This window comes from Paenibacillus sp. Soil766, assembly GCF_001428105.1.
Classification (GTDB): domain Bacteria; phylum Bacillota; class Bacilli; order Paenibacillales; family NBRC-103111; genus Paenibacillus_E.
Window position 1 is genome coordinate 57,416 of record NZ_LMSJ01000060.1, and the last position, 14,130, is coordinate 71,545.

The window sequence follows — 14,130 nt, forward strand, 5'->3', positions numbered from 1 at the left end:
CTTTCCTTTCCCTTTCTTCCCTCATCTTGCCTCATCTTGCCTCATCGCCTTGCCTTACCTTGCCTTCCCCCCACTCGCCCACCTCAATAAACCATCTCCGCAGCAGATTTAATCGTCCACGTAATCGGCTGCAACACCATATAAGTTCGCGGAAATTCCAACCGAATAAACATAATAACGCCAGGGCGTTCCAGGGTAACTGAGTAATCCCGACTGTCATCTCGATACGTATAGGGAAATATTTCTCCCTCATTAACAACCTTAAACAACTCAACCACCACCGTGCTCTGCAAAAACGTATCCGGCAAGGGCTCGTTCTGCGTATTCAAGCGTAAATTTGCCTGCAAATAGGCCATCGCAGCCTCTCTTGCTTTCGTCTCATCAATCCCATGAATCCCTTGTGCAAGCTTCACTGGGTCACTTTGTTGAGCAGCCGCATGCACCGCATGGTTCAGCCCATGTTTCCCCTGAAACACGGTATGCATAGCCAGCTCTTCATCCGTTTGAAGGCCATACAACGACATAAATACCACACTCATTAACACCATTAATAGCAGCTTATACACGCCATTTCCTCAACTCTCACGGCACATATTCACTCATCTTCATGCCCGTCGCACCCATTCGATCCGTAACCAGCGGCACCGAAATACCGACAAGCTGATCAATGACAAAAAGCCGCTGATACGGATACGTAATCGTTAACCGCAAGCCCGTGCCTCGCCAGACCGGCGAGCTTGCATCCATGCCACCAACACCTGAGCTGGTAGCCACCATATAGGCAAGCTCATCAACCGAGAATCCTCTTTCCGCCATACGCTCCTTTGATTCGGCAATCATCGCTGCATTGATATACCCATGGCTGCCATTCGCTCCTACTTCGAGCAAATAATCAACTTCCTTTTGCAGCACCGCCTGCCGCACAATAATGATATGTTTATACACTGGCGCGAACATGAACCAACAGAGCATTGTCGCAAATAAAATAAACACCAAAATCTGCTTCATGGATTAATCCGCTCAATAGATCCACTAATTCTAGCCCCGCTATCACTAACCTGCCTGCGAGTTCCCGTACTTCCCCCAACAACATCCATATATATGCCGATAACTACAATCATCAACAGGACCGTTACAAGAATAGACCTCATACATGACCTGCCATCTCTATGGGGTAAGTGCAGTTATATTCGTATTCGCTGTCGTCCCGTGAGTCCCGATATTTCTTCGCATTCCTGTCGATCCATCATTGATAATCGTTGTAAACAATAAAGCAACCACAATTAGCATCATCACTGTTACTAAAATATTCCTCATTTTCTTACTCTCCCATCGCATGTTAGTTAATTGCATCAAATAATCGTTGCCCTTCGGCGATCCAAGGGTACATAAACACCCGGAACGTATTCAGAATCGGCAGACCCGCAAGTACAAACAGCACATACGATACCGTTTCCTTCTTGCTGTCTCGAATCAACGCCATCTTCACTTTGTAATCCTGAATGCGTTGTTTTAACAGCTCATAATAGCCCCCATGCTCATTCAATCTGAGCGCATTCAGCGTCTCGCCAAAGCTATGGGCTTCTTCCGTTCCTAGTCTCTTTTTAAAATGGGAAATTGCCTCTTCGGCCCCTTGATACCATTCATTGAGCAGCAGCTGAACATGAGGTCGAATCGATGTCGTTTGACCGACACATAAGGACAATTTGTCATGCAGATTCAATTTGGACTCATTGTAGTATAAGAGCTGCCGGCTGATCGCATAAATATCCTTCACAATGCGCTGTGAGCGCTTTTCTTTGAGCTGTGCAAGTACTTTGCCATCCCATATAAGAAAAATCGACACGACTGCCGATCCGACTAACACATACGCAGGCTGCATATGCAAAGCGATCCAAGGACGCTCGAAAGCTGCATATCCCATACCGCCTACTAGCATTGTCCCTGCTAAAAGCAATCTTCTCGCACCCTCATACAGGTTCGCATTCAGCCAAATCCCACATCCTAGCAACAATTGGCGCTTCGCCTCCACCGCTTTCGTACTCATGCCCAGCATTTTATACAACAACGGGGGGATTTCGGCCTCTTTTAGTGTGCTTTTTACCTGGAAAGATCGCCATCTTCTCTTGCGGTGCGGTATGAGCTTAAGCCCCTGATAGATCATAATGATAAAAAGAATAAATAATAGCAAACGCGAAGCGTACTGCAGCATTAACAGCTGGGTATTGACCATAACCACAGCATTCACCTCCTCACATTCTTCGCATAGACAAGTAAATCCCCATCAGAAACGATACAAAAATCAGTAAAAGTGCATCCAAAATCATATTCCGACCAGTAGGATCAATCACATAATATAAATAGGCGTTATCCGCATTTACCTTAAAGTTAATCCACATGAATAAGACCATAAATCCGATTGGTGTAAAATTGGCAATGCGAATTTCCAGCAGTCGATTTCTTTCCATCTGATCAAAACGCTGTGCTTTCCGCATGTCGGTGATCAGTTCCTTCAAGCTATCTCCGACAAAGCTTCCCTCCTTCAAGGCCACTCGCATGATCCCTGTAAAATAGTCCGCCCAGATGTGACCAAGCGCCAGGTTGAAAATTCGCAAACTTTCCTCCGTATCTCTTTGCGTCATTAAATGACGATATAATTGCTCGAAAACCGGCTTAATCGGGTACAGAATACGATTTTCCTCTATACAATACTTCAGTGCAATTTTCATATTTTGATTAGGGTCCATCATGTAAGACTGAAAAAACACTTCAACAGCCGGAAGAAACTCTAGCCTCGTTCGCAAACGGACGCTTACCAACTTCACCCGAAGCAGCAAATACGGTAGCGAAGCACCAATCATCGTCATAATAAGTGCGCCTTTTAAGGTTTGAAAATACATGCATCCAACCAACAAGCCGAATAACAACCCAATTAGACTTATCGTCAGCATGGCCTGCATACTTAGTCTAGATTCGACGGATTCCAGCAACTCTTTAATATGCTTATATATCCAGCCCCGTGTCTCCAAATAAGTGGTAATTCTCGCGCTAACTGTGGCATTTCTTACATAGTGCAGCCTGAACCTTGCCTTGCGTTGTCTAATAAGCAGCTCTAGTAGAGCTTGAAAAACGACATAAACGAGCACAAATAACAACAAGAGAAAGACATATTTGGCGAAATTCACGGCTCAAAACCGCCTTCTTTCCCTTCATTTTCGATTAATCCGTGCTCCATCAACAGCGAATGCTGTACCCGATCTGTCTTCCTTATTTTTCGCGATGCATGAAGCGACAATTTCCCGGGAAATGTCCATTTGTCTGTCGAGTTGTCATAAAGTGCTAGATTCGTGACGAAAACGCATTCATTTTCATAGCGGTATTCGACGATTCGCACAATCTTTCGTTTCCCGTGAACAACCTGCATTTCAATGCCGATATGTGTCACAAATTCCGTGATCCTTTTCGTCAAACGCTTCGAATCCATCCCTCTGCCATCCAACATACACATGTCAGTAATCGCATCCGGTACATCTTCCAGCTCACTCACATGGACCGTCGTCAAACTGCCCTCATGGCCACGAGTACAAGCACGAACATATAAATTAGCATCCTCATCCCTAATTTCTGCATGACATATGCGCTTCGGAGACTGCCTCAATGCTAGCTTAAAAGCCTGCAAACCCGAGTGCCTCGGATCTTCCTCGTCAATTTCGTATTCGACGATATTTTTATGTGGAAAATCTCGCTTTAAATTCAACTCAAATCGGGATTCAATCGTGATAATTCGTTCGTTATCGTTCATTTCGGCAATGAGCGCCTTCATTAAATTGGTTTTTCCTGAATTTGTCGGTCCAATGACGACCATATTGAAATACGTGTGGATGAAACAACGAAGTAAAACTTCCATGTGGGAATCCATCGTGGCCAAATCGGGGGAGGCAAGCGAGGCTAAATCAAATCTTTTGACCGTGTAGAAACGTATTGTTAAGGTGGGTTCAGCCGTAAATCCGAAGCCCGTCATCGTCACACGCGACCCATCCTGCAGAACAACCTCCGCCCAACGTTTTCTAGGATTGAGGGTATCGTGGTTAAACAACACTAAATTTTGTTGGATTCGCTCTAATTCTCGGACGGATGGAAGCTCGTAAGATGAAGGTGTCGCCATTCCTCCTCGCACTTCAAAAATCCGCCTCCCCACAACCTGAATCTCTTCTAAGCCTTCCTTCTGTTTGAGGACGAGTTCAAGGACATTTAAGCCGATAATTTCGGCAAAAATCGCTTCAGGCAACGTCGTATACCCACTAGTCCGAGGCGGGATGTCCGAAAGTCTCCTTTTCGACACGAGATCGTGAATAATGGCCAGCAGCTTGCCACGATCCTCTTCATAGCCCAGAATGGCGCGATTCAACGTCTCGTTATATAGTTGTTTTTCCGTCTCTGATCTGCCTTTCAAGGCGACCAGCTCACTGCGAATCTCCTGCACCCATTGCTGGAAAAAGGCTTCCTCACTGGCGCCCGCTTGATCCTGACTACTTTCGTTCCCGCGCATTTCGGTAGTCCGTTCGACCATGCTATCGCCCGGATCATTAGCTCCAGCTGCGTGTAATGTCGGGTAGCGACTCCATCCACCAACAGCTTCTTCCGTCCTACGTTCATGCATGTAGGTAATCATCGAAAACCTTTTCCCACTCACTCCTTACCCTCCTTATGATTTATTTAACTAACCGCACGTTTGCCGGCGATAAGCTTCTGGAACCATGTTTCCTGCCGCACACTTGTCCTCTCGGGCAGTTTGTAAAAATCAACAAATTTCCGCGCGACAGCTTTCACTTCATGATGCATGGGGTGCGCTGGGTTCAGCAGTTCCATCAGCTTCCCTTGGTTGCAACGCGCGAGCGCATCCCCGTGTCGACTGACATGTCCAATTAAGTGAAGCTGCGTTTCTTTGCGAATATCTTTGATCGTGAACTCGCTTTGCTTCGCATGCCGATCTGTTTGTACTGCCATAAGCTCGAAAGCATCCGGCTGCAAGCCAAATACAGATCCAACCTGCCTAATCCACCTCGAGAAATCCTCCTGAAAATGGGCTATATCACCTGTCGTGACGACAATTTTGCTATCTGCCTCTAGCAGCCCACTTACGGTTGCCGCATTGTCCCAATACGCGCTAACTTCGATGATGCAGATGTCAAAAGCGCCTCGCGCCACACGCAGCAAATGGATAATTTCTGACGGTGTGAAGAACTCTGCCTGCTCACGCAGCATATTGCCATAAAGAATATGTAGACCATGCACTTCTTTCGGCCTATCACACACGTGGAGCAACCTTTCTGGCGTTAAGCTTTGAGCCTTCAGTTCCGCTCTCAAGCCATCTAAGGTAAACAGAAGTTCTTCACGCCCCAAATACCGATGAAGCTTTGAGCTTTTGAGATTCAAACAGAGATAACCAACCCTCTTCGAAGTCTCCATTGCTAGCGTACAAGCCACCCCAAACGACGCCAACGTCGTCCCAATATTCGGTGTAGAGCCGACAAACGTAATGAGTTTACCAGAAAGCGCTTGATTAGATTGACTCGCGTTTGACCCATCAACCCATGCGCGTATTTCATCCGCAATCACAGCCGTGCTGCGTCCTGGGAGGATATAATCCAGCTTCATCAGCCTGCACATTTTCACATACTTCTCATTGATGGAAGCATCATGATAATTCGAAAGTAACACAATAATTTTCATCGTTGGTTCCTGCCCCTGCATGCCTTCAAGAAACTCCTCTAGCTCCCCGTAAGAAAGCTCTCGATCCGAAAGTATGACATGAGTGTAAGGTTTCTCCATTGATTTAGGCTGTAAATCATTCGCCTCGGCAAATATTCGCCACCCGAGCGGTTTGGCATATACCACATTCGTAAGCTCATCAATTAATCGCTGATCTGTCGACACTAGCCCGATTTGCACTGGGTTTCACCTCTCTTTATGCCAAATTACAAGCTATTCCTGGACTTGAATCGATGTGGAACTAAAAGCAATGACCAGCTTCGCCTTCTTCGCCGAGCACAATTGATCGATCTGTAACCATTCATTTTCCGTCAAATTCAAATTGATCTGATCTATAGCACCATTGGCCTCCAATCGGGAGGTATACATCTTTTGCTCATCACCCTGGGCTTTGGATAGCAGATTAGAATTTTTCGGGTTGTCTACCTCCACATTGGCAGATGACTTCACAGATGCCACCGTAATTTCTTTCTCATTAAACAACCTGCGTGAACTGCCATCACTCCCCGACACGTATATACGAACCCGATCACCTGCACGAATCCCATTTGAAACCGTAAGTAGATACTCTTTGGGAATTTGAAAAGTTGCCTGTTGCTCATTAGGAAGGAGTTGATAACGATTCAACTTCCACTTCAGAATAGGCTCCCCTGTACCTAAAGGAATCATGGACTCCTGTCCAACAACATCCGTAAGCTTCGTCATCATACTCGATGTGTAGCTACCTTTCTGAATCGCCTTGAACTCGACCATATCGTCATGAATAAACTGCCCCGCTCGTATAAAATCCTTCGGCACCACAACCTGAACCGTCTGCTGTAGCTCGACCTGATTCACTTGCAACACATACACTCCGTATACGAGCAACCCAGCCAGCAATGCAGCAACCACGCTAATTAGCAGGCTTCTCCTGCGATTCAATCGATCACCTCCTTCCTTCAGCTACAAGCACGCGAAAAAACGCAAACCCCGGAGAGATCATCTCCGAAATTTGCGTTCTTCGCAAATCAAACTATATCATCATAAGTTCGAAACAATATATTTAAAGTATCACATAAACTTCCAATTTTCAACATCTATTTACAATCTAAACTTTCACTTTATTACGAGGGCGGAGCAATCCGCCTACAAGACGAAGCAATTGTTTACTCGACAATAGACGAGAAAGTTGTGCGGTCATATAATTCTGAAAGCCAGGAACGACGTAGGTTTGTCCCTTTTCCAAAGCTTGCAGTGCTACTTTCACGACATATTCAGGAGTACTTCTTTTTCCAACAGAGGCCTCATCTGTTCCGACGACATTGAAGAAGTCGGTCTGCGTTGCCCCCGGGCATAGAGCAAGGAATTTTACACCGCGTGTTCTGTTTTCTTCCCAAAGTGCCTGCGTAAATGACAAAACAAAAGACTTAGTAGCCCCATATACAGCCATGTAAGGATCTGGTTGAAAAGCCGCAGTGGAAGAAACGTTAATGACCGCTCCATTCCCCTTTCGCAACAAACCTGGCAAGAACAGATGTGTGATATGAACAACTGCCATTACATTTAACATCACTTCCTCACGCTGTCGCGCGCCGGAAACTTGCTCAAAATAACCATGAGTAGCGAAACCTGCATTATTGATGACCACATCAACATCCAATTGGCGATCTTGGCATTCCTGATATAGATGGGCAGGCGCCCCTTCTTGGGATAAGTCGGTCACGATAACCTCGACATTAATTCCGTGCTCCTTCTTAAGCTGCTTCGCAAGAGCATTGAGCTTATCCTCCGATCGAGCAACTAAAACTAAATGGTTCCCCCGACTAGCAAGATCTCTCGCGAACACCTCACCAATACCCGAAGAAGCACCAGTAATAAGTATCCATTTATTTCGTAACTGCATCATTCTCAGCCCCTTAGTAATATAGTTTCCGTAAGGTAACATTGTTACCAATATGACCAATTGTATTATCCCCTTTGTTTTATGTCAATAAAATTAATTGTTTTTTCGAAATTGACTCTCATAATACCAGGAAGTACAATAACAAAACAGGAATAGAAACATTGTTTCCTAGAAAAAACATGACGGGACAGTGATTATGAATAACCATACCGTACAGCCTCCCAAAGAAATTCGAATTGCAATAACTTATCAAGAAGCAAGACTTCAACATACAGAAAACTTAAAACAAAACGTTGTCGAGGCCGCAGCCATTCTGCTGCAAGAAGGTGGACCGGAAGCGGTAACCGTTCGTCGGGTCGCGGATAAGATGGCCTGTTCAACCAAGATTATCTACAGTTTGTTCGGAAGTAAGGACGAATTGGCTAAACAGTTATATCTAGAGGGCTGCAAGCTACTAGCCCAATCCTTCGAGGTGGTTCCAAAACAAAATAATCCCCAACAAAGCTTGTGGGACCTCGGAAGTGCTTATTGGAGCTTCGGAGTGAACTATTCAAGTTATTATAAGATGATGTTCGGAGGAGCAATTACTTTCAAACAGGATGAAGAAAGCTTACAGGGTACAGTAACTGCTTTAAAGCAAGTATTGAATGTCCTAGAGGAAGCCGTGCAGCAAGAGCTTATAGAGGTCCAAGACCTGACTCTTGTCATCTTCAAGATCTGGACTTCTCTACATGGCGTGATTCACCTTTATTTAGGCGGCCATCTTCATAATGATGAAACCGCGAGGGTTGTATATGATCAGACGTTGTCAGATTTAATTCAAACGATTTTTGGAATTCACACCGCAAATCCTAGTGATCCTTCTCCCAAATTTGACTAAAAATCTCCATTGCTTTAACTTCATCGTCACCACGCGATATTGTTCTTGAGTCAAGCCAGAAAAAAGGAGACCCAGCTTATAGCTGGATCCCCACTATTTGTTATATCCGAGCGCACGCATGATGAATGTGGTCGTTTGTCCAATCAACGTCTCCAAATCAGGCCGTTCCTCTGTAAACATCGGTTCGAAGAACTCTCGCTGCTTGTAAAAAAACATAGCTCCCAACACAAACATAAGCGTACTATCCAGCGCTTCAAACTCATAGAGCCCAGCTTGTCTACCCTTGTCCAATAATTCACGAACCTTTTTCCACAACGGGAAAACAAGCTCCCGCATTTTGTCCACACGCGGGGTAATCGTAATAATCTCCATTTGAATCATGCTAATCATCTGCGGATCTTCATTTCGAAGTTTGACAACTTCTCTAATCACCAGTTGGATGCCCTCAAGCGGATCTTCTACTTTAAAATACTCCGTTAATTTATCTACAGGGAAAAACTGTTTAAATATTTCATGGAAAACGCTCTCTTTTCCACCAAAATAATAGGAAACCAGAGCCACATTGGCCCCGGCCTCCTCACATATTTGACGAACGCTAGTCGCATCGTATCCATGCTGTGCAAACAGCTTTTTCGCGGCCAAAAGAATTTTCATTTTCATATCTGACTCTTGATGAACCATGCCTAGCGCCCTCCTAATTCTTAGTTAAGCGTTTGATGGAACACGACCTACCACTGGCGCTGTCTTTGCCTTTTTCGCAAATACAACCAACATATCAATGACAAGCGCTCCCCCAGCGATAACAAATAAAAAGCCAACTTCGCTGCCAACACCAGGTCCACCGAATAAAATATTCATCAACCCGTTCACAGCATACGTTGCCGGGAAGAAATTACTCATCGAATGATAGAAATTGGACAGAAGCTCTCTCGGTACAATCGCACCTGATGAGACCAACTGCAAAGATAACATCGCAATGTTAAATAGCATACCTGCGTTCCCGAACAATGTCAAAAACATCTGAGCAACCAAGGCAAACGTTAATAAGAACAACGATTCAAAGCCCCAAAGCGCAACAAATCCTTTATCTACATGCCCTCCCAACGAAACAACCATGACGGCACTAATGAGTCCAACGACAATCGCGGCAATCACCGTAATCGCAATACGTGCAGCCATTTTTTGAGTTTTAGTCAGAGAAGCACCTAAAAGATTGGTCGTAACACTGAAGTTCATTCCCATAATCATCGTACCAACGATGGAAGCTAGCACGAGCATCATCGGCAGCATTTGATTCGGCATATCCTTTACTTTATTCGTGCTTTGAATGTCCGAAGTTACTTTACTCGCTAACCCTTGTGCAATCTGAGTCGCTTGCTCAGCCGGAAGCTGTGGGTTCATCTGTGTTAAGACAGCCGATGCTCCTGACGCCACGGCCTCTTTATTTACCGTAGCCGTAATGTTCCCCGCGACAGCTTGCATGACTGACTTCGTCATAGACGGATTGGACTCATTAACCGTGTAGGTAATGGGTGCTGTCTGTCCTGGCGATTGCAGTTTCTTCGAAAAATCCGCTGAAATATGCATAACCATCTGCACTTCACGCATATCAAGCTTATCCTGTGCTTCTTCATTTGACGCGATAACTTCCGTTTGGAAAGGGAGATTGCTTTGCAGGTTTTGAACAACCTTGCCGCCCATTGCCTGATCTTCATTCACGATCGCAATCTTCAAATTCTTCGTATTATCCGAAACGCCCGAATATCCCGTCATCCATATGATGCTGAACAGCAACTGAAACGTAATCGCTGTAATAATCCCTACCTTGGTTGTTGCAGGCTTCAAAAAAGCCGCTATTGACGATCCCATTTTTGACCACTCCTCATTATTAAACAATCATTTAAAACAACTGTTTAAATAATAAGGCAGTTAGTTTATTTTGTCAACTCACTACAAAAGTCTAACGACAAGAATCTATACAGCGACCTGCACAGAAGATCTTAAATTCTAAGTTGAACACACAGATGACTGAAAAGTTGTTGACACTCATTACAATAGACTTTTCAAGTAAGGTCGCCACGCGCGGCTCTTTTTCATTTGGAAATTGTGTGACCATCCTATTTTTAACAAATTATTCCCAATCCTTTTGCTTTGCTGTATAATAAGATGACTAACTGCTAACACTTTCTACTATTCTAGTAGAAATGAGTGACGCGAATGTTCAAAAAAAAGGGAGTGTTTCAAATGCCTCCACAAGCGACAATGGATACGACAGTTCGTCAACGGCCAGTTCGCAGGACAGTTAAAAAAGATCGATTGAGTACAATGACATCTGAGGAAATGAAAGCTGCAAATGAAATGACGAAAGCTACAAGAGGATTCGGAAGCGAGCCTCATGGTTGGGGCAAGGAGGAATAGTAATTGGCACGAAATAGTACGAGATACATGAGTAAAAGTAATTGGCACGAAATTAAAAGAGGTCATGTGTTTGAAGCGGCTATGCTCTATTCCCCTTCTGACACAAATAGACCTCTTTATTTTTTTGAAGAAGATGGTCCGAACTCTACAACCGGCAGCATTGTTCAGCGTGTTGGTGACTTTGCTCCAAAGAAAATTGGACGAACCTATGCTGCTAAACAGCAGAGAATGGTGATTGGCATCAAGCCTCGGCGGGTTGTCATTATATCTAATGATAAGATTAATAAGCACCATGATTATGATTACATCATGGTGGCACCTATGTTTACGTTTCACCCAGGAGATGAGAAAAAACCAGGCTATCAAAAGATCTTAGACGATGATCATCCATATTTCGTTTACTTCCCTCGTGAGATTGAGCCCGGAAAGATTCTTAAACGCTATATTGATGTCAGTCAGTTGATAAGCATACATAAAGGCATTTTGTTGGAACAAAAAGAAGTAGTCCCTGCTGATCGCATGGAACTGCTTGAAGATCTCTTGATCGACAACCTTGACTTAGCAGCTGAGGGTGAAGACGGAGAGCGTGTGGTTGTTGCTGCTACTTAATAAGCTAGGTGTCCATAACTGGCGCCTAGCTTTTTATGTTCAGAAATTATCCTGTATAGCTTGTATTAGTGCCTGGCACCGATCGAGATCTTCTTTCACCTGTTTCTTATTGTAAAACTCTATTGATCTGAGTTTTACAATATATAGGAGTTGGAATATACGACATCATTTAGCCGAGACAACTAATTTAATACCCTTCTATTATTACTATTCAATATTTAATAGCATATCTCTTATTTGTGTATGGTAATATATCTTCCAATTTATAGCGATAATTATAGGGTCCTGTAAACTGCGAACTATATTTAGAACATATTCATTTGTTCAAATTGCTCTAATTTAAGCTATAATCCTTAGGGCTGCTTATTATGTAGGACTTGCTTGTCGTTGTACTTCATCTTGTTGTTATCTGCGATAATTAAACACTCAGCACAGCTTTCTTGGAAGAGCTGACACCTCGAAATTTTATAAAACTAATGATACGCCAAGTTGCGATATAACCAAAGGTCATCAGGTTACACATAAAACTAAGTGTGCTTGGATCGATTGAATGTATAGTCGCAATCGCGAGGAAACGCAGTGCAAAGATCACGATCAGCAGCACAAAAACCGTTTTGTTACGCTTAATAAACGTATTGCCATTTTCTCGAACTTCAAAGTTGGTCGTCAAAATGAGTGGAATCGAAACAATTACGCCGATCAACAAGGCAATGATGACTTGCCCCTCGTGAATATGCAGAGTTGGATCGAACAATTGCATAAGCGAAGTAGAAATGTATAAGATAGGCAGCAGTAATGTTATTCCTGATTTTTTAAGTGGTTTACTCATGCCACTTAATTGTCCACGTAGGATAAAAAAGAAAATTAAGGCCGAAATCATCATGGATACTGTTGAATTCATAGTAACCAACACTCCCTTAAAGGATTTTATAATCATATTATCTCCTTTAACGGAGTGCTCCAAAAGTGAGTCAAGTCATCAGTTCGAGGTGACAATCGTCATTTTCGCATAAGTTCAGAAGTTGTCCATAAACGGCGGCGCAGCAAGCAACTTTACAAATGAGAGCCCCCACTGGCATCAATCAATTGCCCAGTTACCCAGCGGCTGTCGGGAGAAGCTAGAAAAGCAGCTATATCCGCGACATCTTCTGGTTGCCCCCACCTTCCAAAGATAGAAAAATCAGCACCATATTTTTGAGAGGCAGGATCTTGCAGCATGGCGGCATTCATATCCGTGGCAACGAATCCAGGTTGGATCGCATTGATCGTAATTCCACGTGGGCCGAGTTGGTTGGATAAAGCGAGCGTTAGTGTGTTGATTGCCCCCTTGGTCATACTGTAAGCAGGAATGGCAGGCAGGGAAATTCTTGTTATAGAGGATGACAAATTAATAATTCGACCTTCGTCTCGTAAACGTGGCAAAGCCTGTTGAGTCAGGAAGAACGGCATTTTTACATTAATGTCCATAACATTATCATATGCATCTTCCGTTGTTTCCTCAATTGGTGCTACTAGGGCGACCCCTGCGTTGTTCACTAGTATATCGAAGTGAGTGTCACCTGTACGTTCTTTCAACAACTCATCCAATTTGTTATAAAGTGTCTGAATGCTTGCTAAAGAACCAAGTTTCGTACCAATCGTGAATGCAGTCCCTCCATTCTGCTCAATATTATGTACTGTTTCTTCCGCCGCTTCTCGGTTCGTGCCATAATGAACAGCTACTAATGCACCTTCTTGCGCTAAACGTGTCGCAATGGCACGTCCAATCCCCCGGCTTGCTCCCGTAACCAAAGCAACTTTACCCTTTAATCTAGTCATGATTTTAATCTCCTCCTGTGTGAATTACTAACACGATAGTTATAACACAAGGTAAATTTTGTAATGTTGCTCACTTATTCAATCAACGAATTATTGATGAAGTCACCGTATAACCGAATGGCGTTTGGATACCTTATAAATATCCAATTGATGTTATAATCGCAATGCTCTCTTAGCAGGCTTATCGGTTGTACAGGGACGATCAAAAGTAAATGTAAAGTTGGGAAGGGAATGGGTAAATCTAGCGGGATAGAGGTCATACTTTGGAGCATTGCTTTTCCAGGATTCGGTCAAATCCTCAATGGCAGGTTTATGAAAGGTCTTTTATTGGTTAGCTTGGAATTTATAATCAACAGTCAATCCAATTTAAACAAGGTTATAATTTCCAGCTTTCACGGTGACATAGGTGAATCTATTGCCCAGGCGAATTATCAATGGTTAATGTTTTACCCTTGTGTATACATGTTCGCCATTTGGGATGCCTACAAAGACGCAGGAGGCGTTACAACAAAACCATATTCAGTTGTTCCTGTCGTATTTGGTGCTTATTTCGGAACAATAGGCGTAATGTTCTCACGTGATATTCTTGGCGCGGTATGGCTAGGGCTTCTAGGGATGTTCTTGGGACTAGGTATAGGATTGTTAATCAAAAGAATACTTAATAAAAGGGCAACCACTTCTGGATAAAGTTTGTAACCATCAAACTAAGATAGTACTGGAAATTTCCCTTATGCGAAGTAAGCAGGTTTGC

Annotated in this window: 18 protein-coding genes; 4 read left to right on the forward strand and 14 right to left on the reverse strand. The window is 43.7% G+C overall.

What is annotated here, in order from left to right; genetic code table 11:
* Positions 1 to 83: 83 nt before the first annotated feature.
* The 10 genes from ASG89_RS34175 to ASG89_RS34210 form a co-directional block, all read right to left on the reverse strand.
* Positions 84 to 539 carry a hypothetical protein gene (locus ASG89_RS34175; RefSeq protein ID WP_235550034.1) on the reverse strand — a complete coding sequence of 152 codons (456 nt, stop codon included), beginning with the start codon at positions 537 to 539 and terminating at the stop codon, positions 84 to 86.
* A 43-nt stretch (positions 540 to 582) separates the two neighbouring features.
* A complete protein-coding gene (locus ASG89_RS34180; RefSeq protein WP_057315803.1) occupies positions 583 to 1,008 on the reverse strand; it encodes a hypothetical protein in 426 nt (141 codons plus the stop codon).
* Positions 1,005 to 1,151, reverse strand: coding sequence for a hypothetical protein (locus tag ASG89_RS36925; RefSeq protein WP_157276916.1), 147 nt, complete (start codon positions 1,149 to 1,151; stop codon positions 1,005 to 1,007). The genes ASG89_RS34180 and ASG89_RS36925 overlap by 4 nt, the downstream gene beginning before the upstream one ends.
* Positions 1,152 to 1,167: 16 nt before the next feature.
* Positions 1,168 to 1,317, reverse strand: a complete 150-nt coding sequence (locus ASG89_RS37270; protein ID WP_171628621.1) for a hypothetical protein — start codon at positions 1,315 to 1,317, stop codon at positions 1,168 to 1,170.
* Positions 1,318 to 1,339: 22 nt separating this feature from the next.
* Positions 1,340 to 2,239 carry a hypothetical protein gene (locus tag ASG89_RS34185; RefSeq protein WP_057315804.1) on the reverse strand — a complete coding sequence of 300 codons (900 nt, stop codon included), beginning with the start codon at positions 2,237 to 2,239 and terminating at the stop codon, positions 1,340 to 1,342.
* A gap of 13 nt (positions 2,240 to 2,252) precedes the next feature.
* Positions 2,253 to 3,185 carry a hypothetical protein gene (locus tag ASG89_RS34190; protein ID WP_057315805.1) on the reverse strand — a complete coding sequence of 311 codons (933 nt, stop codon included), beginning with the start codon at positions 3,183 to 3,185 and terminating at the stop codon, positions 2,253 to 2,255.
* Complete coding sequence (locus tag ASG89_RS34195; protein WP_063868291.1) at positions 3,182 to 4,693, reverse strand: ATPase, T2SS/T4P/T4SS family; 1,512 nt, start codon at positions 4,691 to 4,693, stop codon at positions 3,182 to 3,184. Before ASG89_RS34195 ends, ASG89_RS34190 begins: the two co-directional genes overlap by 4 nt.
* A gap of 23 nt (positions 4,694 to 4,716) precedes the next feature.
* Positions 4,717 to 5,952, reverse strand: a complete 1,236-nt coding sequence (locus ASG89_RS34200) for an AAA family ATPase (protein ID WP_057315806.1) — start codon at positions 5,950 to 5,952, stop codon at positions 4,717 to 4,719.
* Between the two features lie 33 nt (positions 5,953 to 5,985).
* A complete protein-coding gene (locus tag ASG89_RS34205; protein ID WP_057315807.1) occupies positions 5,986 to 6,693 on the reverse strand; it encodes a flagellar biosynthesis protein FlgA in 708 nt (235 codons plus the stop codon).
* A gap of 166 nt (positions 6,694 to 6,859) precedes the next feature.
* Positions 6,860 to 7,657 carry an SDR family NAD(P)-dependent oxidoreductase gene (locus ASG89_RS34210; RefSeq protein WP_057315808.1) on the reverse strand — a complete coding sequence of 266 codons (798 nt, stop codon included), beginning with the start codon at positions 7,655 to 7,657 and terminating at the stop codon, positions 6,860 to 6,862.
* Between the two features lie 193 nt (positions 7,658 to 7,850).
* On the opposite strand from ASG89_RS34210, the gene ASG89_RS34215 reads away from it, so the two are divergent.
* Positions 7,851 to 8,534 (forward strand): TetR/AcrR family transcriptional regulator, encoded by a 684-nt coding sequence (locus ASG89_RS34215; protein WP_057315809.1) that lies wholly within the window; start codon positions 7,851 to 7,853, stop codon positions 8,532 to 8,534.
* A gap of 93 nt (positions 8,535 to 8,627) precedes the next feature.
* Here ASG89_RS34215 and ASG89_RS34220 read toward each other — a convergent pair whose 3' ends face one another.
* Positions 8,628 to 9,215, reverse strand: coding sequence for a TetR family transcriptional regulator (locus ASG89_RS34220; RefSeq protein WP_057315810.1), 588 nt, complete (start codon positions 9,213 to 9,215; stop codon positions 8,628 to 8,630).
* A gap of 24 nt (positions 9,216 to 9,239) precedes the next feature.
* Positions 9,240 to 10,403 carry a YhgE/Pip domain-containing protein gene (locus ASG89_RS34225; protein WP_057315811.1) on the reverse strand — a complete coding sequence of 388 codons (1,164 nt, stop codon included), beginning with the start codon at positions 10,401 to 10,403 and terminating at the stop codon, positions 9,240 to 9,242.
* A gap of 348 nt (positions 10,404 to 10,751) precedes the next feature.
* Between ASG89_RS34225 and ASG89_RS34230 the strand changes: the two genes are divergently transcribed.
* Both ASG89_RS34230 and ASG89_RS34235 read left to right on the forward strand, forming a co-directional pair.
* Positions 10,752 to 10,952, forward strand: a complete 201-nt coding sequence (locus tag ASG89_RS34230) for a hypothetical protein (protein WP_057315812.1) — start codon at positions 10,752 to 10,754, stop codon at positions 10,950 to 10,952.
* Between the two features lie 27 nt (positions 10,953 to 10,979).
* Complete coding sequence (locus ASG89_RS34235) at positions 10,980 to 11,561, forward strand: type II toxin-antitoxin system PemK/MazF family toxin (RefSeq protein ID WP_057315813.1); 582 nt, start codon at positions 10,980 to 10,982, stop codon at positions 11,559 to 11,561.
* Positions 11,562 to 11,979: 418 nt separating this feature from the next.
* On the opposite strand, the gene ASG89_RS34240 is transcribed toward ASG89_RS34235, so the two are convergent.
* Both ASG89_RS34240 and ASG89_RS34245 read right to left on the reverse strand, forming a co-directional pair.
* Positions 11,980 to 12,462, reverse strand: coding sequence for a CcdC protein domain-containing protein (locus ASG89_RS34240; protein ID WP_057315949.1), 483 nt, complete (start codon positions 12,460 to 12,462; stop codon positions 11,980 to 11,982).
* 152 nt (positions 12,463 to 12,614) lie between these two features.
* Positions 12,615 to 13,379 carry an SDR family oxidoreductase gene (locus tag ASG89_RS34245; protein ID WP_057315814.1) on the reverse strand — a complete coding sequence of 255 codons (765 nt, stop codon included), beginning with the start codon at positions 13,377 to 13,379 and terminating at the stop codon, positions 12,615 to 12,617.
* 231 nt (positions 13,380 to 13,610) lie between these two features.
* Between ASG89_RS34245 and ASG89_RS34250 the strand changes: the two genes are divergently transcribed.
* Positions 13,611 to 14,066: a hypothetical protein gene (locus tag ASG89_RS34250; RefSeq protein ID WP_057315815.1), complete on the forward strand. Its 456-nt coding sequence runs from the start codon at positions 13,611 to 13,613 to the stop codon at positions 14,064 to 14,066.
* Positions 14,067 to 14,130: the final 64 nt, after the last annotated feature.